Source organism: Aeromonas sp. R5-3 (assembly GCF_040908225.1).
Lineage (GTDB): Bacteria > Pseudomonadota > Gammaproteobacteria > Enterobacterales > Aeromonadaceae > Aeromonas > Aeromonas dhakensis.
This window is the reverse complement of record NZ_JBFODH010000021.1, coordinates 413,697-431,797: the sequence shown is the minus strand read 5'-3', so window position 1 is coordinate 431,797 and position 18,101 is coordinate 413,697. Positions and strand designations below refer to the sequence as shown.

Annotated in this window: 19 protein-coding genes and 1 riboswitch; of the genes, 8 read left to right on the top strand and 11 right to left on the bottom strand. The window is 60.1% G+C overall.

Translation table 11 applies throughout. From position 1 onward, the window contains the following. Positions 1-113 precede the first annotated feature (113 nt). Both AB5Y95_RS13865 and ribB read right to left on the bottom strand, forming a co-directional pair. Positions 114-356 (bottom strand): Lpp/OprI family alanine-zipper lipoprotein, encoded by a 243-nt coding sequence (locus AB5Y95_RS13865; RefSeq protein WP_010634682.1) that lies wholly within the window; start codon positions 354-356, stop codon positions 114-116. A 224-nt stretch (positions 357-580) separates the two neighbouring features. Beyond that, complete coding sequence (gene ribB / locus AB5Y95_RS13860) at positions 581-1,234, bottom strand: 3,4-dihydroxy-2-butanone-4-phosphate synthase (protein WP_005298666.1); 654 nt, start codon at positions 1,232-1,234, stop codon at positions 581-583. Between the two features lie 105 nt (positions 1,235-1,339). Next, positions 1,340-1,497, bottom strand: a riboswitch (FMN riboswitch). A 199-nt stretch (positions 1,498-1,696) separates the two neighbouring features. On the opposite strand from ribB, the gene purU reads away from it, so the two are divergent. After that, entirely contained in the window at positions 1,697-2,533 is an 837-nt protein-coding gene (gene purU, locus AB5Y95_RS13855) for a formyltetrahydrofolate deformylase (protein ID WP_017780649.1), read from the top strand. A gap of 78 nt (positions 2,534-2,611) precedes the next feature. Here purU and AB5Y95_RS13850 read toward each other — a convergent pair whose 3' ends face one another. Beyond that, positions 2,612-3,874, bottom strand: a complete 1,263-nt coding sequence (locus AB5Y95_RS13850) for a DUF945 family protein (protein ID WP_368161423.1) — start codon at positions 3,872-3,874, stop codon at positions 2,612-2,614. A 95-nt stretch (positions 3,875-3,969) separates the two neighbouring features. Continuing rightward, positions 3,970-5,451, bottom strand: coding sequence for a cardiolipin synthase (cls, locus tag AB5Y95_RS13845; protein ID WP_005298659.1), 1,482 nt, complete (start codon positions 5,449-5,451; stop codon positions 3,970-3,972). Between the two features lie 96 nt (positions 5,452-5,547). Here cls and AB5Y95_RS13840 point away from each other — a divergent pair, with 96 nt between their 5' ends. Continuing rightward, positions 5,548-6,090 (top strand): DUF1439 domain-containing protein, encoded by a 543-nt coding sequence (locus AB5Y95_RS13840; RefSeq protein ID WP_005298658.1) that lies wholly within the window; start codon positions 5,548-5,550, stop codon positions 6,088-6,090. A 4-nt stretch (positions 6,091-6,094) separates the two neighbouring features. On the opposite strand, the gene AB5Y95_RS13835 is transcribed toward AB5Y95_RS13840, so the two are convergent. Then, entirely contained in the window at positions 6,095-6,574 is a 480-nt protein-coding gene (locus AB5Y95_RS13835; protein ID WP_010634686.1) for a GNAT family N-acetyltransferase, read from the bottom strand. Positions 6,575-7,003: 429 nt separating this feature from the next. On the opposite strand from AB5Y95_RS13835, the gene AB5Y95_RS13830 reads away from it, so the two are divergent. The 3 genes from AB5Y95_RS13830 (at position 7,004) to AB5Y95_RS13820 (ending at position 10,681) form a co-directional block, all read left to right on the top strand. Next, entirely contained in the window at positions 7,004-8,167 is a 1,164-nt protein-coding gene (locus AB5Y95_RS13830) for a M23 family metallopeptidase (protein ID WP_368161421.1), read from the top strand. Positions 8,168-8,361: 194 nt separating this feature from the next. After that, positions 8,362-9,759 carry an alpha-amylase family protein gene (locus AB5Y95_RS13825; protein WP_368161419.1) on the top strand — a complete coding sequence of 466 codons (1,398 nt, stop codon included), beginning with the start codon at positions 8,362-8,364 and terminating at the stop codon, positions 9,757-9,759. A 172-nt stretch (positions 9,760-9,931) separates the two neighbouring features. After that, positions 9,932-10,681: a lytic transglycosylase domain-containing protein gene (locus AB5Y95_RS13820; protein WP_017785850.1), complete on the top strand. Its 750-nt coding sequence runs from the start codon at positions 9,932-9,934 to the stop codon at positions 10,679-10,681. 256 nt (positions 10,682-10,937) lie between these two features. Here AB5Y95_RS13820 and aqpZ read toward each other — a convergent pair whose 3' ends face one another. The 4 genes from aqpZ to AB5Y95_RS13800 form a co-directional block, all read right to left on the bottom strand. Then, positions 10,938-11,624: an aquaporin Z gene (aqpZ, locus tag AB5Y95_RS13815; RefSeq protein WP_368161417.1), complete on the bottom strand. Its 687-nt coding sequence runs from the start codon at positions 11,622-11,624 to the stop codon at positions 10,938-10,940. Positions 11,625-11,950: 326 nt separating this feature from the next. After that, positions 11,951-12,472 carry a crossover junction endodeoxyribonuclease RuvC gene (gene ruvC / locus AB5Y95_RS13810; protein WP_005298649.1) on the bottom strand — a complete coding sequence of 174 codons (522 nt, stop codon included), beginning with the start codon at positions 12,470-12,472 and terminating at the stop codon, positions 11,951-11,953. A gap of 186 nt (positions 12,473-12,658) precedes the next feature. Beyond that, positions 12,659-13,567 (bottom strand): Gfo/Idh/MocA family protein, encoded by a 909-nt coding sequence (locus AB5Y95_RS13805; RefSeq protein WP_368161415.1) that lies wholly within the window; start codon positions 13,565-13,567, stop codon positions 12,659-12,661. Positions 13,568-13,774: 207 nt separating this feature from the next. Continuing rightward, positions 13,775-14,161 carry a hypothetical protein gene (locus tag AB5Y95_RS13800; protein ID WP_201892306.1) on the bottom strand — a complete coding sequence of 129 codons (387 nt, stop codon included), beginning with the start codon at positions 14,159-14,161 and terminating at the stop codon, positions 13,775-13,777. Positions 14,162-14,705: 544 nt separating this feature from the next. Between AB5Y95_RS13800 and AB5Y95_RS13795 the strand changes: the two genes are divergently transcribed. The 3 genes from AB5Y95_RS13795 (at position 14,706) to AB5Y95_RS13785 (ending at position 16,997) form a co-directional block, all read left to right on the top strand. Further along, complete coding sequence (locus tag AB5Y95_RS13795; protein WP_368161413.1) at positions 14,706-15,239, top strand: DinB family protein; 534 nt, start codon at positions 14,706-14,708, stop codon at positions 15,237-15,239. Continuing rightward, complete coding sequence (locus tag AB5Y95_RS13790; RefSeq protein ID WP_368161411.1) at positions 15,236-15,670, top strand: hypothetical protein; 435 nt, start codon at positions 15,236-15,238, stop codon at positions 15,668-15,670. Before AB5Y95_RS13795 ends, AB5Y95_RS13790 begins: the two co-directional genes overlap by 4 nt. A gap of 454 nt (positions 15,671-16,124) precedes the next feature. After that, positions 16,125-16,997 carry a hypothetical protein gene (locus AB5Y95_RS13785; protein ID WP_368161409.1) on the top strand — a complete coding sequence of 291 codons (873 nt, stop codon included), beginning with the start codon at positions 16,125-16,127 and terminating at the stop codon, positions 16,995-16,997. Positions 16,998-17,185: 188 nt separating this feature from the next. On the opposite strand, the gene AB5Y95_RS13780 is transcribed toward AB5Y95_RS13785, so the two are convergent. After that, positions 17,186-17,668 carry a hypothetical protein gene (locus tag AB5Y95_RS13780; RefSeq protein ID WP_368161407.1) on the bottom strand — a complete coding sequence of 161 codons (483 nt, stop codon included), beginning with the start codon at positions 17,666-17,668 and terminating at the stop codon, positions 17,186-17,188. After that, entirely contained in the window at positions 17,665-18,006 is a 342-nt protein-coding gene (locus AB5Y95_RS13775; RefSeq protein ID WP_349933987.1) for a DUF805 domain-containing protein, read from the bottom strand. The genes AB5Y95_RS13780 and AB5Y95_RS13775 overlap by 4 nt, the downstream gene beginning before the upstream one ends. Between the last annotated feature and the right edge of the window lie 95 nt (positions 18,007-18,101).

Sequence of the window (18,101 nt, the reverse complement as noted above, 5' to 3'; positions counted from 1 at the left end):
CCGAGCGATCGGCATTGCCTTGTCAGGCGAGGATCAGCGAGGAAAATGCGGGAATTTGATGAATTTCAGGCAAAAAAAAATGGCGCATAACTGCGCCATTTTTTTCGCATGGATTACTTCTTGTAGGAAGTAGCCATGTTGTCGATGCGCTGGTTAGCACGCATAGCTTCTTGCTTGGCTTCTGCAACATCAGCAGCGATCTTGGACTGATCAGCACGAACAGCGCTAACATCTTGAGCCAGTTGGTCAACTTTGTTAGACAGATTCTGAACGGAAGTTTCCAGTTCGCTGGTGTTTGCACAACCGCCCAGCAGAGCGGACAGACCAACAACACCTACCAACAACATTTTTTTCATTTTAAAAGCTCCCTTTAACTCGCCAGACGTTTAGCAAGCGGCGTGATTATGGCACAAAAAAATCATAGTTTGGATAGGCCCCATCACAGATAAATGCATTAAAACCCTCATTTTTTTTTAAACGTACACTTTTTGTGCAAAGTTCAGTCAAAAATAAGGGTCACTGGATGAGGTTCGCACAAAGCGTAACCAAATTTTGTGCTTATTACAATTTCGTATGAGGCTCAGGCTGAACGTTCTGACAGCAACTGACGATACTGCACCAGATCCTCGATGGTCAGCACCGGCATGTCATGGCGGCGGCCAAATGCCACCAGATCCGGCAAGCGGGCCATGGAGCCATCTTCCTTGGTCAATTCGCACAACACACCGAACGGTTTGAGCCCGGCGAGCTGCATCAGATCGACCGTGGCTTCGGTGTGGCCGCGGCGGGTCAACACCCCGCCAGTGCGGGCCCGCAGCGGGAAGACGTGGCCCGGGCGGTGCAGGTCGGAGGGTCTGGCACCGTCGGCGATGGCGGCCCGGATGGTGGTGATGCGATCGGCCGCCGAGACGCCGGTGGTCACCCCCTGCGCCGCTTCGATGGTCACGGTGAAGGCGGTCTGATAGTGGCTGGAGTTGGCCTCCACCATCATCGGCAGTTCGAGCTGGCGTACCCGCTCGTCGGTCAGGCAGAGGCAGACGATGCCGGAGCACTCGCGGATCATCATGGCCATCTGTTCATTGGTCATGGATTCGGCTGCGAAAATGAGATCCCCTTCGTTCTCCCGATCTTCATCGTCGGCCACCAGCACGCCGCGACCGGCGCGCAGAGCTGCCAGCGCCGCTTCGACACGGGCAATGGGATCACCAAATTCACTGAGAAGAGACTGATTCATGGTAAGACTCCTAAACAAGACAAGGACCAGAATCAGGGCATGGAAAGGCAGACTGAGATAGGCATGCAGCGGCCAGCCCGCGGGGGGCTTGCCTGCAATAGTCTGTCTTATCCTCTTTCATCCGGACTGTGACCGTCGGCTCCGGCATCTCACCGGATCTGCTGACCCCGTCCCGGCTGAAAGCCGGGTCGGGCGCTCGCGGGCTCCCCGAGTCAGATCGGGATACCGCCGGTGGGGAATTTCACCCCGCCCTGAGAATAAGCGCTGACAGCCTAAAGAAAAACGGCGCCGGATACCAGCACAAAACCCATCAAGGATGAATAGCATGCCTGCTCCGGGGCACGGATCGCCCGGATGCACGGCGCGCTGTCCTTTCTGATTTTGTTTGTGGCATAGTGCCAGAAAAAACGCGCGGCCTGCGCAGACTCAGGCGCCAACAACACCAACGGAATCATGACAGAGATGGAAAAGAAAATACTGCTGACGGACTGCCCGGACGCCAAGGGCCTCATCGCCAAGATCACCAACATCTGCTACAAGCACCAGCTCAACATCAACAAGAACGACGAGTTCGTGGATCACGAAAACGGCCGCTTCTTCATGCGCACCGAGCTGGAGGGGCGTTTCAACGACGAGACCCTGCTGGCCGACCTCGATGATGCCCTGCCCACCGGTGCCCAGCGCCGGCTGGTCAAGGCCGGCAAGAAGCGCATCGTCATCCTGGTGACCAAGGAGACCCACTGCCTCGGCGACATCCTGATGAAGAACTACGCCGGTGCGCTGGACATGGACATAGTGGCGGTGATCGGCAATTACGACACCCTCGCCGAGCTGACCGGCAAGTTCGACATTCCGTTCCACACCGTCAGTCACGAGGATCTGAGCCGCACCGAGCACGAAGAGCAGGTGCGCGCCATCATCGACGGCTACCAGCCCGACTACGTGGTGCTGGCCAAGTACATGCGGGTGCTGACCCCGAGTTTCGTCGAGGCCTATCCGCGCAAGATCATCAACATCCACCACTCCTTCCTGCCCGCCTTCATCGGTGCCCGCCCCTATCGTCAGGCCTTCGATCGCGGGGTCAAGCTGATCGGTGCCACCGCCCACTTCGTCACCGACGATCTGGATGAGGGCCCCATTGTCGAGCAGGACGTGATCCACGTCGATCACACCTTCAGTGCCGACGACATGGCCAAGGCCGGCCGCGACGTGGAGAAGTCCGTGCTGAGCCGGGCGCTGGAGCTGGTGCTGAACGAGCGGGTATTCGTCTACGGCAACAAGACGGTGGTGTTCAAGTAATTCCGGCCACAGAAAACGACAAAGGCTCCCGCGGGAGCCTTTGTTCCATGTGCACTGAGTGCACTGACGCGACGTCAATCAGAGCGGCAGATCGTTGATGGTCATGGCGCCCTTGTCGAGCTTGATCTCGGCCGTCAGCTGATCCTTGTCCGCCTTGAGATACCCCATGGCCGCGAACTGGTCCAGCATGGGTGCCAGTTGCGGCACCGCCTTGCCCAGCTTGCCGCTCAGGTTGGCGTGCAGCAGGCCGGAGAGGGCGTGCATCCCCTCTTCGCTGTTGAACAGCTGCTCGAGCGAGGTGCTCGCCAGCTTGATATCTCCCTTCATGGCCACCGGTTCGCCGTTGAGATGGGAGCTCAAGTCCACCAGCTCCAGCGTGGCACCACGCTTGAGCATCTTGTCCAGCGCCTGCTGGATCGCTTCCTCCTCCACGCCCTGGCCGCTGGAGGCCTGCAGCGCCTGATAGCCTTCCAGATCCAGCCCCTTCAGATTGAGGGCCAGCTTGCTCTGGGTCAGCGCCAGGTTGTCCGCCTCGTTCTCCAGATTGAGGGTATCCACCTTCATCTGGTAGCTGCTGGAGAGGGTTTGGGCATCATCCCCAGCCAGCTGGGTCTCGGAGGTCAGCCCCTGCAGGGAGAACTTGACGTTGTCCGGCAGCTGTACCGACAGCGCGGAGAGGGTCATGTCGCTGCGGGGAGAGAGCCAGATGCCACGGAGCTCGGCCATGTCGGCGCTGCCCTTGAGCTCGGCCAGCACCATGTCCATCTTGTTCTGCTCTTCGTGCAGGGTCATCCCCTGCCAGTGGAAGGTGAGGTGGCCATTGCCTTCCAGATCACCGTGATAGTCACCCTTCATCGGCAGGAAGCTGAACTCGTCCAGCCCCTGCTTGACCTTGAACTCGTTGGCCCAGAAGCGGCTGCTGTTGCTGGAAGTCCACAGGCTGCTGACCGACTCGATACCAAACTGCCACTGTTCCATCTTGAAGGCGTTGAACACGGGCGCCAGCGAACCTTGCCTGGTGTCGAGCAGCATGTTGCTCTTGATGTAGAGCGGCAGGATGCGGCTGTCGACGATGAACTGCACCTCGACCGGCTCGCTCCCCTCCAGCTGACCATCCAGGCTGGCCAGGGTCTGCGGGGTGATCACCATCTTCAGTACGCCGTCGCGGGTGAACAGGTTGCTCGAACCCGGCTGCCAGCTCAGCTCGATGCCGCTCTCCTGCTTCACCTTGGCGATCTGCTCGGCCATGATGCGGTCAAACGCATTGCCCGTGTACCAGCAGGCACCCAGCCCACCCACCACCAAGGCCGCCGTGACGGCCAGCGCTACTCGCTTCTTCATCTTTATTCCGTTCTCCAGGGAGTGATTGCCGCACTCTACGGGGCAAGTTCGGGGGGAGGCAAGCGCAATTCGGCGCCGGCCACAATTAAGTGATGTCACAACAAGGGGCTGAACAGATAGAACATGTTCTCCATTGCCTTCTTGTACCAGGGGCGTGCCCGCCACTTGGCCAGCGACATGGGCGTCGCCTCCACCATGTAGCCCTGCACCAGCTGGGTCATCTCGGCGACGAACACCGGATTGTCGATGAGCAGGGTCACCTCAAAGTTGAGCCAGAGGCTGCGCCGATCCAGGTTGACCGTCCCCACCAGGGCGAAGTCGTCATCCACCAGCACGCTCTTGGTGTGCAGCAGGCCGGCGTCGTAGCGGTAGATCTCCACCCCCGCCTCCAGCAACTCCTCCATGAAGGCATTGCAGGCGTAATTGGCCATGATGGAGTCGTTGCGCGCCGGCAGCACCAGCTGCACCTGCACGCCGCGGGCCGCCGCCGAGGAGAGCGCTGCCGCCAGCGGATCGTCCGGCACGAAGTAGGGCGTAGTCAGCACCAGATGGTGGCGGGCCTGGTAGATGGCCAGCAGCAGGCTCTGCTGGATGCAGTCACCGCCGACGAAGGGGCCGGACGGGATGAGCTGGGCCCGGTAGTTGCTCTGGGGCCAGGCCTCCGGCTCGTGCTGCAGGCTGTCGAGCAGCCGCTCGCCGGTCTCCATCTCCCAGTCCCAGACGAAGATGGACCACATCAGCGGCACCATGGGGCCCTGCACCCGGATCATGATGTCGACCCACTGGCCGACCCCGGCGTTCTGCTTGAAGAAGCGGGGATCCACCATGTTCATGGAGCCGGTGTAACCGACCCGGTCGTCGATCACCACCAGCTTGCGGTGCATGCGCAAATCCTGGCGCTGGAACGGGATGCGCCAGGCCCCTACCGGCAGCACCTCCACCAGCTTGACCCCCGCCTTGCGCAGCTTCTTCGGCCAGGGCGAGCGGAAGAAGGTCTTGCTACCCATGGAATCGAGCAGCAAGCGACAATCCACGCCGCGCGCAGCCACTTCCATCAAGGCTTCACACACCTCGTCGGTGTCGCCGCCCGGGTGCCAGATATAGAACTCCAGGTAGCAGGACTGGGAGGATTGGCGGATGTCGCGCACTATCTCGCGCAGGATGGCTTCCGGCTTGCTGAGCAGCGTCATCCGGTTGCCGGAGAGCATGGGCATGGCCAGCCGTCCCTGGATCAGATCGTGCAGCGGCTGGGCCTTCTCCCCCACCTCGCAGCAGTGCTGAGGGAAGAGGCGGGCCAGCTGGCGGATCCAGATGGCGTAAGGGCGGTACATGGCCTGGGCCCGCTCGGCGCGCCGCCGGCCGAGGCGAATTTCGCCAAACAGCACGTAGAAGCCGACCCCGGCAAACGGGATGGCATAGATGAGGGCGAGCCAGGCGAGCGAGACCCCGATGGGGCGTCGCTTCATCACCACCCGCAATGAGACCCCCGCCACGATCACGGTGTGAAACAGCAGCAGCAACCAGCCCAGGAACTGGGAAAACAGCAGTTGGATGTCGTGCTCCAGACCGTTGATCACGAGAACTCCTTTTACACAGGGGTGAAAGCGGTGGGCAGATCCCACGAAAGCAGGATGGTATGCTGTAAGACACACCCATTCAATCAGGTCGTTAGCATGATCCTGTCATCTATGCTGCTCAGTCTGGCCATGCTAGGTCAAGGCTCATATGACATCAATGAGCAACAGATAAACCAGTACCTGCAATCCCAGGTGCAAGTGAACAAACAGCTGGAGCTGCCCGGCATCATCAAGGCCCATGTGCAGCTCGAGCAGAGCGACGTGCAGATCGGGCGTCAAAGCCCGGACACCGCCCGGGTCTACGGCAAGGGCAAGCTCAAGATCGCCCTGCCGGACAACACCGAATACGACGCCCGGCTGAACATGGCCTACGAGGCGAGGCCACGCTACGACAAGGCGCAGAGCGCCCTGTTCCTCGACAACATGAAGTTGATTGAATACAAGCTGGAGCCTGAGGCGGCGCAACAGAAGTTCGGCTTCATGCTCGGCATGCTGCTGCAGAGCATGGAGAAGCGGCTGGAGACCCAACCGGTCTACCGGCTCGATGCCAAGGATCCGAATCAGGCCTGGCTGAAGGAGAATCTGCTGGGGCTGGAGCTGTCACCGGGCAAGATCCACCTGCTGACCAAGCCCCAGTGACGGTTCAGTTGTAGACCGGGGCCTTGGCCTGACGCACCAGCAGCTCGATCTGGTAACCCTGTTCGCGCTGCTGGTCATAAAGGGAGAAGAGCGGCCCCTCCAGCTCGTGCAGGGGCAGGTCGGCAAAGCCGGCCTTGAGATAGAAGGGCTTTTCGAACGGCAAGGCCTGGCAGATCACCGGCTTGTCCAGCAGATCGCTGCAGGCGTGCTGCAACAGACGAGAACCCAGCCCCAGCGACTGGTAATGGGGCAGCAGGCGAAAGCCGCAGAGGTGATAGTAATCCTGCTCGTCGCGCAGGCGCACGGCCCCCACCAGCCAGTGGGCGTCGCGTACCACGAAGATCCGCTCGGCCAGATCCGGCACGTAGTGGGAGAAAGTGGTTTCGTAGTAGTCCCTGATCAGGGAGAGATCCGCATCGCAGTACTCTTCGAACGTGAGTTCCATCGCCCGTTTGCCTATCACACTCGTTTCATCCTTGGCCATCCGGCCAGATCCTCGCACAGAAGTTGTTGGTCGAAGAGATCCGACCAGCATGAAGATATCACGGCTTTTAGTAACAAAAAAGCCAATAACCACACCAAGTTGCATACTTTTTAACATGCTGCCGGCGCGGCGGCAAACCGCGATCCTAGCACGGCAAACCAGAGGCAGACACTGTTTGTCCCTTCTCCTGACCCTTTACGGCAGCTCGCCATTTGATGGCCCGCAACTCACTGATTTGGCTCTACAAACAGACAATGTAAACATTTATTAACAAGTCATTCTCGTCAGCGCCCTACACAAAAAGCTCCATTCGAATAGCAACTTCACCGTTTCGCCCTATGGTGAAGCCTTGGCATAGCATCGCGCTGTTGTTGCCTGCGTAGGGTCACCCCCCACACCGACACCTCACCACTTTGCCAAGGAGCTATCATGTCCAGACCGATCCCCTCCCTGTTACTGCTGGCCCTGCTGCCCGCCGCCGGCTGGGCCGGCGACATCCATGTCCCGCTTGCCCCCTATCACTTCACGGCGCAGCAGCTTGCCGCCGGCCAAGCCCCGGCACTCCCCCTGGATGAGGCCCACTTCGTGTTCGGCGAGGCGGCCATGGCGTTCGATCTGCACGACTTCCTGCTGCAACAGGCGCCTCACCTACTACCCAAGGAGGAGGTGATCCTGCACTGGAGCGGCATCACCAGCCTCAACCCCCAGCTGCTGCTGGCCCTGATGGAGGCGAGCAGCCAGCTCATCTCGGCCCCCTCCGAACAGGCCATGGCGGCACCATTCGCCAGGCTGGTCAAGGCCAGGGGCTTTGACAACCAGCTGGAGCTGATGGCGCGCCAGCTCTCCGAGCGCTTCTACCAGGCCCGCGCCCAGCTGCAGCTCACCCCGCGCCGCGCCCCCGCCCTGGCGCCGCAAGCCGCGCACCAGGCCGCCCTCGCCAGCCTGCTGAGCGCGCCAGTGCAGCAGCAGCTCGGTGAGCAGTGGCGGACCCTGTTCGGCCAGGATGCCATGACCTCCCCCGGGGGCGGCGCGGCAGCGCCCGCCGCACCGCTGGCCGGCGGCCAGTTCCAGCTGCCCTGGCGCCAGGGCTACAGCTGGAAGGCCAACGGCGCCCACTCCCATACCGGCTCCGGCTATCCCTACTCATCCATCGACGTCTCCTACGACTGGCCGGGCTGGGGAGGTGCCACCTACACGGTCACCGCCGCCAACAGCGGCACCGTCACCGTCTTCTCCCGCTGCCAGGTGCGAGTCACCGCCCCCAATGGCTGGGCCACCAACTACTACCACATGAGCGGGATCTCGGTGCGCAGCGGCGACTACGTGGCCGCCGACACCCCCATCGGCACCTATGCCAGCAACCGCAACGAGGCGCTGTGCGAGGGCGGCTCCTCCACCGGCCCGCACCTGCACTTCTCCTTGCTCTACAACGGGGTGTTCCAGTCCCTGCAGGGACAGAAGCTGAGCAGCTATGCCATCAACGTCGGCGCCAGCAACTACGACGACAACTGCAACCGCTTCTGGCTCTACAACCAGCGCAATGGCCAGCGCTACTGTGCCTGGCAGCCGCTCTACAACAACGGGGTCGACTGAGTTGCAATACAGCCCGCTAAGTGATTGAAAAATCAGTAATGATGGGATCTGTGCGGTTTTTTGCAAGCCGTCACAGATCCGCACAGTCCGCTTTGAAAGTGCTCACAAAATCACCGTCAGGCGATTGCCGGCCAACCTGGCTGGTGTGAGGCTCTGGGTGCCCATCAGGGCACCCAATAAAAGGACTGACAATAATGAAACACACAGCGGGAATCTGGGCGATCGCAGGCATACTGATCGCTCCTTTGGCACACGCCGACGTCATACTGCACGCCTTCAACTGGAAATACAGTGAAGTCACCGCCAAGGCCGATCTCATCAAGGCTGCCGGCTACAAACAGGTGCTCATCTCGCCGCCCCTCAAGTCATCGGGCGACGAGTGGTGGGCCCGCTACCAACCCCAGGATCTGCGCCTCATCGATACCCCCCTTGGCAACAAGCAGGATCTCGAGCAGCTGATCGCCGCCATGCAGGCTCGGGGCATCGCCGTCTACGCGGACGTGGTGCTCAACCACATGGCCAACGAAAGCTGGAAGCGCAGCGATCTCAACTACCCCGGCAGCGAGCTGCTGCAAAGCTATGCCGCCAACCCCGGCTACTTCGAGCGGCAGAAGCTGTTTGGCGATCTGGGTCAGAACTTCCTGGCCGGCCAGGACTTCCATCCGGAAGGGTGCATCAGCGACTGGAACGATCCGGGCAACGTGCAGTTCTGGCGGCTGTGCGGCGGCGCGGGCGACAAGGGTCTGCCGGATCTCGACCCCAACAACTGGGTGGTAAGCCAGCAGCAAGCCTACCTCAAGGCGCTCAAGGGGATGGGCATCAAGGGCTTTCGGGTCGATGCGGTCAAACACATGAGCGATTACCAGATCAACGCCGTGTTCACCCCGGAGATAAAGCAGGGGATGCACGTGTTCGGCGAGGTGATCACCACCGGCGGCGCCGGCAGCAACGACTACGAGCGCTTCCTCAAGCCCTATCTCGACAGCAGCGGCCAGGGTGCCTATGACTTTCCGCTGTTCGCCTCCCTGCGCGGGGCGCTCGGCTATGGTGGCAGCATGAACCTGCTGGCGGATCCCGGTGCCTACGGCCAGGCCCTGCCGGGCAGCCGGGCGGTCACCTTCGCCATCACCCACGACATTCCCACCAACGACGGCTTTCGCTACCAGATCCTGAACCCGACCGACGAGAAGCTGGCCTACGCCTACCTGCTTGGTCGCGACGGCGGCTCGCCGCTGGTCTATTCGGATCACGGCGAGACCCAGGCCAAGGACGGGCTGCGCTGGCAGGACTACTACCTGCGCAGCGACATCAAGGGGATGATCCGCTTCCACAACGCGGTGCAGGGCCAACCCATGCAGCTGGTCGGCAGCGGCGACTGCTTCGTGCTGTTCAAGCGCGGCAAGCAGGGGCTGGTCGGCATCAACAAGTGCGACTACGAGCAGGAGTACTGGCTCGATACCGCCAAGTTCGAGATGAACTGGTATCGCAACTACCGGGACGTGCTCGACCAGAGCGCCGTGGTCAACGTGCAGAGCCAGTGGGTGCGGGTCGCCATTCCCGCCCGCAGCGCCCGCCTCTGGCTGCAGGAGTAAACCGGCAACTGCCGTGCGAGGCCGCCACCAGACGGCCTCGCTTTTTTTTTGCCGCACACAAAATGGTGAACCGCGGCCACACCTCGGCCTGCGCGGGCTTGTTCTGCCCGCGCCGTGATGCTTTACTCAACAAGGCTAACGAGGCTGAAGGAGCAAGCCGTTGAAAGCATGGATGTTGATGGGATTGATCCCGCTGTTCTCCTCACCCGGCTGGAGCCAGACACCCGCCCCGGCCGAGGTGGTGATCCTCACCGCCGAGCCGCCGGCACCGCCCCCCGCGGCGCCCCCCGTCACTCTGCCCACTCCGGGGGTGCTGCCACCGCCCGAACCGACCAGCCCCCCGCTGCCGCCCGGTACCCGCCAGATCCAGGTCTACAAGTCGGTGCAGAAAAACGGCGTGGTGCGCTACTCGGACGTGATGCCGGATCAGGGCCGCTACGAGCTGCTGCTGTTCAACGACTGTTACGCCTGCGACCCCGACTCCAAGGTCAATTGGCATACCACCGGCCTGTTTCTCTATGACTACGCCAGCACTATCCAGGCGGCAGCCAAGGCCTATCAGGTGGAGCCGGCCCTCATCCGGGCGCTGATCCACGCCGAATCCGCCTTCAACCCCCTCGCCGTGTCCCGCAAGGGGGCCATGGGACTGACCCAGCTGATGCCCGCCACGGCGCGGGAGCTGGGGGTGGGCAATGCCATGCTGGCGGAGCAGAACATCTTCGGCGGGGTGAAGTACCTGGCGGGGCTGCTCAAGCAGTATGGTGGCAACGTGGCGCTGGCCACCGCGGCCTACAACGCCGGTGCCGGCGCGGTGCAAAAGCATGGGGGCATACCCCCTTACGCAGAAACCCGCGCCTACGTAGAGCGGGTGCAACTGCTGCGCCAGCGCTACAAAGACATGCTGAGCGCCAAGGGGTTGTAAGCCCCTGGCAAGTCACAAACAGGGTGGCACTCCCTCCCATATGGCCGAAACCCGCACCTATTCCTATGTGTGGAACGGGTGCAGCTGCTGCACCAGCGCTACAAGGACATGCTGAGCGCCAAGGGATTGTAAGCCTCACCCCTCTTGCCGACGACCAAGCAACTCTGCGGGCCCTTGCGGCCCGTTTTCGTGCCCGCCAGAAACGAAAAAACACGCCCGGGGGCGTGTCGATACCACACTTTGTTGCCCTGACGGATCAGGCTTTGGTCGCGATCGCGCGATAGGCCAATGCACCCAGAATGGCACCGACGATGGGAGCGACCCAGAACAGCCACAGCTGGCTCAGTGCCCAGTCCCCCACGAAGAAGGCCACGCCCGTGCTGCGCGCCGGGTTGACCGAGGTATTGGTCACCGGAATGCTGATGAGGTGAATGAGGGTCAGGCACAGGCCGATGGCGATGGGGGCAAACCCAGCCGGGGCCCGGCTGTCGGTGGCGCCCATGATGACGAACAGGAAGAAACCTGTCATCACCACTTCGCACACCAGCGCCGCCAGCATGCTGTAGCCGCCCGGAGAGTGCTCGCCATAGCCGTTGGAGGCAAAGCCCGCCGCCAGATCAAAACCGGCCTGACCGCTGGCAATCACATAGAGCACAGCCGCGGCGGCAATCCCGCCCAGCACCTGAGCGACCATGTAGGGCAGCACGCCGGAGGCCGGAAAACGACCGCCGACCCAGAGCCCGATGGTCACGGCCGGGTTCAGGTGACAGCCCGAGATATGGCCGATGGCGTAAGCCATGGTCAGCACGGTCAGACCGAAGGCCAGTGCCACGCCGAGCAGGCCGATGCCGATGTTCGGAAAGGCGGCGGCCAGCACGGCGCTGCCGCAGCCCCCCAGCACCAGCCAGAAGGTGCCCATGAATTCAGCTGCAAAAGGTTTCACTTCTCGACTCTCCCAATGATGGATGAAACGGGAGCCCAGGGCTCACCGGGCCGCACCACGCGGCCGGCGCATATTATGAGAGTCAGGATCGGGCATGCGAAGGGAGGGGAGCACGGCCATAAAATGTGACATGCATCACAAGCCGTTGATTAACTGAGAGGATTGTCGTTATCGACCGGTCAGACAGCCCTTCTCGGTGGAGAGGAGGTGCGACAGAAAGTGACCCTTTTGAGGCTTCTGACGACAGTCGTCGCTGCCAGAAGAGGCAACCCGCCGGTGCATGGCCGGTTGCCCGACAGTACCGCTATCACAGCGGCATGCGCGGTTCAGCGGTAGCGACCGCGCACCGATCCCGTGCTGCGTCCGGCCATCTTGATCAGGATCTGGCGGGTATGGAAGTGGCAGAGCGCCACCCCGAGGGCATCCGCCGCATCCGCCTGGGGGGTGGCCGAGAGCTTGAGCAGGTGGGTCACCATGTGCTGCACCTGCTCCTTGGCGGCGCCGCCGGTGCCCACCACCGCCTGCTTGATCTGGGTCGCCGAGTATTCGCTCACCGGCAGCAGGGCATTGACCGCCGCCACGATGGCGCTGCCGCGAGCCTGACCCAGCTTCAAAGCGGAATCGGCATTACGGGCCATAAAGACCCGCTCGATGGCGAACTCGTCCGGCTTGAACTGGGTGATGATCTCGCTCACTCCGTCATAGACCTGCTTGAGGCGCGACGGCAGCTCTCCCAGGTCGGTGCGGATGCAGCCCGAGCCCAGGTACTCCGCCTTGCCCGCCACGATGCGAATGACCCCGTAACCGGTGATGCGTGAACCCGGATCTATCCCCAAAATAATGCTCATAGACTCGCTGCTGCTCTGAAGGCCGTTTCTGCTCGCCAAGATAGCAAACAAGCCAGCGCTTGGCTCGCCCGGCAGGTGCCCTTCCCTGCCGACTGCGCAGGGATGCGCCATCTCATACAGTGGTCCGGCGATTTTTTCGCCCGCCGCCCCATCCATGGCCCGAGCAAACCGGCGCGGCGCTCCCCCTCACTCCCCCACCAGGACGACCAGCTGCTCTGCCAGCCGGTGGCTGTGCAGGTAGCTCTCAATCAGCGCTCCGTCGGCCCGTCCCGCCTCAATCTGCTGATACCAGTGAGCCAGCATGGCGACAAAACCCCGGCTCGCCAGCACCGACTGCCAGTCGTCGGGGGCCAGGGTCTGCACGGTTTTATCGCGGGCCATCGTGCCCCGGGTGCAGTTCTCGATATGCAGGGAGAGGTTGTCGCCATAGGCGTCGATACGCTCCTCGGTAATGCCAGCGCTGCGATTCATGCTGCCGCTCACCGCTACCTGCCCGCTCTGCCAGGCCACGCTCACCCCGGCCAGCAACTCGGGTTGACGGGTACAGCGCCGCAGCACCGCATGCAGATCCCCATCAGGCGCCCCCCCGTAGTAGCAGAGGCTGTCGAGCACATGGATAAAGTCGTCGAACAGAAACGAGCGCGGGGCCCCCGCCAGGGCGTGGCGGTGCTTTTGCCAGTTGAGCTCGGTAAGCGGCTGGCCGCGGGGCGCGCTCATGGCGGGCAGATAGCGGCGGTTGAAGCCGACAAACAGCGGGCAGTTCTTGGCGATGGCGATATTGGCGAGGCTCTCTACCCCGGCAAACGTGTCGCACAGCGGCTTATCGACAAAAGTGGGGATGCCGGCGCGCAGGCACTGGGCGGCCAGCTCAAGGTGCACCGCAGTGGCGGCGTGGATCATCACCGCATCCGGGCGGCTTGCCAGCAGGTCAGCGACTTCGGTGAAGCGCTCGGCGATACGGTACTGGCGAGCCAGCTTATCCAATACTGCCGAATTGCGGGTACAGAGCAGCGGGGTGACTCGCTCGTCGCTGGCCAGCAGCGGCAGATAGGCTTTCTGGGCGATATCACCAAGACCTACGAGGGCAATGCGCATGACAACTCCTTGTTTTATCAGGCACGCGTGGGCATGGTCAGCGCTGGCGAGCGCCTGCGCCAACCGGTCAATGCAAACTGGCGGACAGAGTAGCACTCCCCTCCTCTCCCCTCCATCGGCGGCGCCAAAAGCAGCAGGGGCGACCCGCCGGTCGCCCCTGTTTCTGCATCTGTTGCTTGCATTACACGCCGGATCGGCCTGCGAGGATCAGCCCCGTGACAGCCCTTTGAGGGACTGGCAGTCGTAGTAGGTGACCCGCGGCTTGTCGTTGTAGTTAAGGTCGATCACCCCGAACAGCATTTTACGGGCGGGAATATAGACGTGGACATAGTTGGCCTGCTTCTCGTCGGCCACCTTGACGCTCTCCTGGTTGTTGTTCAGATAGGAGTTGAGCAGTCCTGCGCTGCTATAGCGCTCCAGCAGGTTCATCGGGAGCTCTTCGTTGTGCTTGAGGGTGCACAAGTTCTCCGGCTTGGGCGGGAACTGGCCCACCACCACTTTGCGCCCTTGCGGGCTGGTCTTGTCAACAGAGGTCATGCTGCCGGCACAGGCCGTCAGCGCCAGCGCGGGCAACAACAGAAACAGTTTTCTCATGGGGTCTGAACTCACAGATGGCGGGCCATCCCGGCCCGGTTTTGCCGCGGTGTTGACCGCGACGCTCGCCGCCGCCATCACCGCTGTCGCTTTTTTGATATCTCTCGCCGAGCAGGCTCGTGTCGCGAGTGGCGCGCATCTTCACACCCGGCCCTTCGTTATTCAATCACTATTCAATCAACAGGGCGGGAAGAGTGTAACCAGATATTTCAGGGCATCTGCTCGCCCTTTTGCCACCTCTCCTGCCCCGCGAAACTGGCGGCGGCACTGGCTTCGGACGAGTGTCTCTGGCTCCCCCGTCCTTCAGGGACGTCCGGGGATGACGGCCTTATGGTCATCCCTATGTAACTGATTGATCACCTTATGTTTCACCTGCCAGAGCGAGAGCGGATCATAAGTTGGCAAGCCCATGGGGCCCGGCTGACCGCGTACTGGCAGCAACCGGCCAGCTGTCGATACCGCCGCAGAGCAGAACAGGTTTCATATCGGTCTCTTCTTGGCTACCATGCCCACCTTTCAAGGAGCAGATGAGGGCAAGGAACCGATGAACAACGAGACGCTGCAATCCCTTTTTCATTACAAGCGCTGGGCCGATGACGAACTGCTGGCGGCCCTCGCCACCCTGGATGCCGCGCAATATGGCGAGGCTCACCACACGGCCCTGCGCATCTTCAACCATATCCATGTGGTCGATGCCATCTTCAAGGCCAACCTGCTGGGGGAACGGCACGGTTTTACCGCCACCAATACGACAGAGACGCCGACCCTGGCGGCGCTACACGGCGCGGTCACGGCACTGGATAACTGGCTGGTGGAGTATGTGGCGACCCTGAGCCCGCAGGCGTGCAATACCCAGATCCGGTTTCAGTTCACGGATGGCGACCAGGGGCAGATGAGCCGCGCCGAGATGCTGCTGCACCTGGTGACCCATGGCGGCTATCACAGGGGCGCTATCGGGCAGATTCTGGTGCAGTGCGGCATCACGCCGCCGCGCGATACCCTGACCACCTTTTTGCATCGCAGCGAACCCGGGCGGCGGGGCGATGCGCCTCTAACGGATGGCGGGGCCCGCCCATGAAACGCGCCTGTTTGCGGCTCACGCCGTTGCTGCTGATCGGGCTGCTAAGCGGCTGCGCCGCCGCCCTCGATCACTACTCGGGGCGCTTTCGCAACACTCTGGTAGCGGGAGAGACCCGCGCGACCATTCGCGCCGAGCTGGGCGAACCCCAGCGTTGCCAGCAGGCCGCCTTTCTGACCGAGGATGATGTGCAGGGCTGCGATCGCTTTACCGTGCTCGGCAAGATCCACAAGCGCGGTGACGGCAATGGCCAGGCTACGGCGAGCGCCGTGACAATGGGGCTGGGGGAGCTGATCCTGGTGCCCATGACGGTGGCCAGCGTGGCGGCGGACTACACCGAGCGTCACACCATTACCGTCTATTACGATCGGGACGATCACTATCTCTTTCACACCCTGCTCAATGCCAAGGGGCAGGAAGTGTGGCAATAAGATGCCATCAACGATAGCATTCACTCACCACTATGCCACTGACAGAATGTTTGATCGCCTCTATTTACATCTACCGCCGGTATCACCCATCAGGAGAGAGCAATCTTTGGCAGTCTCAAAATAGATGCCAAAATAAGCTTATGTATGGCACTGACTGATAGTGCTTCCTGCTTACCCTACAGATCAATAAAGTCCGGACCAATAGAGCCCATACCGTTAGTTCAGCCTAGATCTGAACATATTATTACTTGAGTTTTGAATTTACTACTTGCCCATATAGCACCAGCCGCATAGAATGCCATACGAGTCCCACCAAAAGCAAATAACAGACTCTTTTATTAGTAATGGATGTTGTAATTTGGGGATTCAAGCATAGAATTTGTGATAGCGTGGCTAGATTGAAGCTGTCCCTCACATTTTCTTTTTAATAAAATTAAAATACAGAGTGGCTATTATGAAGTATATGATTCTTTCGCTATTACTCTCTACAAGTATTTCGGCAGCCGAGCAGGACTACAAGTTAATAAAAGATGAATGGGTTGATGGAAACATAGATAAAAACACATCATCATCATCAACAATTTTAGCTCAGATTGAAGGAAATATAATTTCCCCGGGAAGCTCAGGAGATAATATAAACGGTGCATTCATGGAGGATAATAAACTTATCCAACTAAAACAAGATATAAATAAGAACACTACTTATTATTTGGGCAAGCTTATTGCTGAACGACAATATCAAGGTGTTTGGTATGACATGACGGGGAGAGGTGGAGATTTCCGAATTGAGTGGGGTGAGGATAACAATCCTGATTGTCGTTTGGCAACAGAAACTGGATGGTATCATGACCTATATTGCAATGCTGATATAGATGGTGGTGGATGGCGTCTTGTTGCTGTACGAACCAATAACACTCCATATGTTCAAGTTGATAAAATCACGACTCTAACAAATAATCAATATCTCAACCCTGGGGCTTGGGCACAATTAAAAGATGAGTCAACTGAGATTTTGTTTGTTCAACCAAACACTAAATTATGGGGAATTATGAACATTGCTCAAGCCAGTAATGCTGCATTCTGCTCCCCGCTTGACAACAATTTAGGAAAAGCAAGGATTATTCATGCAGAAAAATATGGTTGTGATGGAGCTAATTTAGATTATACAATTGTTGGTCACCCGAGCAGTAAAGATTATCAAGGTAGTTTCTACGGATATAAGAAGGATAGCTGGACCAGTGCTTATCCAAATCTATGGATAAAGTCAAATTGGCATCCTCAAAGACAGTTTGCATATAGTAACCAGTTAATGGTTTTTGTAAGATAAGAATTTTTACTTACTGGGATAAGCCATTTTCCATAAAATGGCTTATTTGTTATGACTAAAATAATAAATGCCTTGAATTTCAATAAATCATCGCACCCATCATCCTTTTAACTCTAATTGGTAGATCATCACGCCAGTTCGGTCAGGGTGCCTTACTGGGCCGGCGCATCCTTCCGACGAGCAAGGCCTCATTGACAGCGCAGCGCCGGTTTGTCTTCCAGCAACCAGGCTATCCAGCGCCGCCGCGAGTTCAGCACAAACCCTTCATCTGCCGCGATCCCGCTGACGATATAGCCGTCGGCCGCCGGGTCAGCCGGCTCGCGGGAGAAGGTGAAGTCGCTGCTGTTCACCCGCTCCCCCTTACGGAGCGCCGCATCGAGTCTCGGCGTCATGACGATGATGGCAAGCCCCCCGGTGGAGTCGATGCCAAGGCCGCTGCTCGCCACCTTGCCGACCGCCACCGGCACCCGGATGACGCAGTGACGCCCCTCGGCATCCGTGGTGGTATAGGTTCCCTCCCCCACTCGCCCCTGCAGCCACAGCAGCTCGCCACGGGTCAGGCTGTCGACCTGCAGCAGGCCCAGCGCCCCCTTGGGAAAATCGTGGGGATTGTCGAGGTCGGCCACCGCCAGAGAACAACACAACATAAACAGCCAGAGTGCGTGTCTCATGCCGATGCCTCCTTGCCAACATGGGTTGCCCCGCTTTGCTGCGCCAACAAATAGATAAGCAGCAAGGGCCCCACGGCCGGCACCAGAAAGACCCAGCCCCACCAACCGGAGCGGCCGGTGTCATGCAAGCGACGCACGATAAGCGCAATCAGGGGCACGCTGCTCACCAGGCCGTAGCTCAGATCCAGCCAACCCAGGTTGGCAAGCAGCACATCCAGCCAGATGCAGATCAGGGTGACCAGCAGATGGCCCAACATGAACCACCAACATTCAGCCCGGGTGGTGCGACCCGAAAAATCCAGGGCGCGTTGCCACCCCAGCCAGTAGAAAGAGAACATGGATACCTGCCTTTTATGGTGATTGGGAGCCCTTATCATGGGGAGCACAGCGCCCCCGGGCGTCCTCAAACCGGTTTCAGGTCGTCCTCGAACCG

Bases quoted from the DNA above. Each gene is read 5' to 3' on its own strand.
- AB5Y95_RS13865 (WP_010634682.1), bottom strand. From the start codon at position 356: ATGAAAAAAATGTTGTTGGTAGGTGTTGTTGGTCTGTCCGCTCTGCTG.
- ribB (WP_005298666.1), bottom strand. From the start codon at position 1,234: ATGAATCAGTCTCTTCTCAGTGAATTTGGTGATCCCATTGCCCGTGTC.
- purU (WP_017780649.1), top strand. From the start codon at position 1,697: ATGGAAAAGAAAATACTGCTGACGGACTGCCCGGACGCCAAGGGCCTC.
- AB5Y95_RS13850 (WP_368161423.1), bottom strand. From the start codon at position 3,874: ATGAAGAAGCGAGTAGCGCTGGCCGTCACGGCGGCCTTGGTGGTGGGT.
- AB5Y95_RS13840 (WP_005298658.1), top strand. From the start codon at position 5,548: ATGATCCTGTCATCTATGCTGCTCAGTCTGGCCATGCTAGGTCAAGGC.
- AB5Y95_RS13835 (WP_010634686.1), bottom strand. From the start codon at position 6,574: ATGGCCAAGGATGAAACGAGTGTGATAGGCAAACGGGCGATGGAACTC.
- AB5Y95_RS13830 (WP_368161421.1), top strand. From the start codon at position 7,004: ATGTCCAGACCGATCCCCTCCCTGTTACTGCTGGCCCTGCTGCCCGCC.
- AB5Y95_RS13825 (WP_368161419.1), top strand. From the start codon at position 8,362: ATGAAACACACAGCGGGAATCTGGGCGATCGCAGGCATACTGATCGCT.
- AB5Y95_RS13820 (WP_017785850.1), top strand. From the start codon at position 9,932: ATGTTGATGGGATTGATCCCGCTGTTCTCCTCACCCGGCTGGAGCCAG.
- ruvC (WP_005298649.1), bottom strand. From the start codon at position 12,472: ATGAGCATTATTTTGGGGATAGATCCGGGTTCACGCATCACCGGTTAC.
- AB5Y95_RS13805 (WP_368161415.1), bottom strand. From the start codon at position 13,567: ATGCGCATTGCCCTCGTAGGTCTTGGTGATATCGCCCAGAAAGCCTAT.
- AB5Y95_RS13800 (WP_201892306.1), bottom strand. From the start codon at position 14,161: ATGAGAAAACTGTTTCTGTTGTTGCCCGCGCTGGCGCTGACGGCCTGT.
- AB5Y95_RS13795 (WP_368161413.1), top strand. From the start codon at position 14,706: ATGAACAACGAGACGCTGCAATCCCTTTTTCATTACAAGCGCTGGGCC.
- AB5Y95_RS13790 (WP_368161411.1), top strand. From the start codon at position 15,236: ATGAAACGCGCCTGTTTGCGGCTCACGCCGTTGCTGCTGATCGGGCTG.
- AB5Y95_RS13785 (WP_368161409.1), top strand. From the start codon at position 16,125: ATGAAGTATATGATTCTTTCGCTATTACTCTCTACAAGTATTTCGGCA.
- AB5Y95_RS13780 (WP_368161407.1), bottom strand. From the start codon at position 17,668: ATGAGACACGCACTCTGGCTGTTTATGTTGTGTTGTTCTCTGGCGGTG.
- AB5Y95_RS13775 (WP_349933987.1), bottom strand. From the start codon at position 18,006: ATGTTCTCTTTCTACTGGCTGGGGTGGCAACGCGCCCTGGATTTTTCG.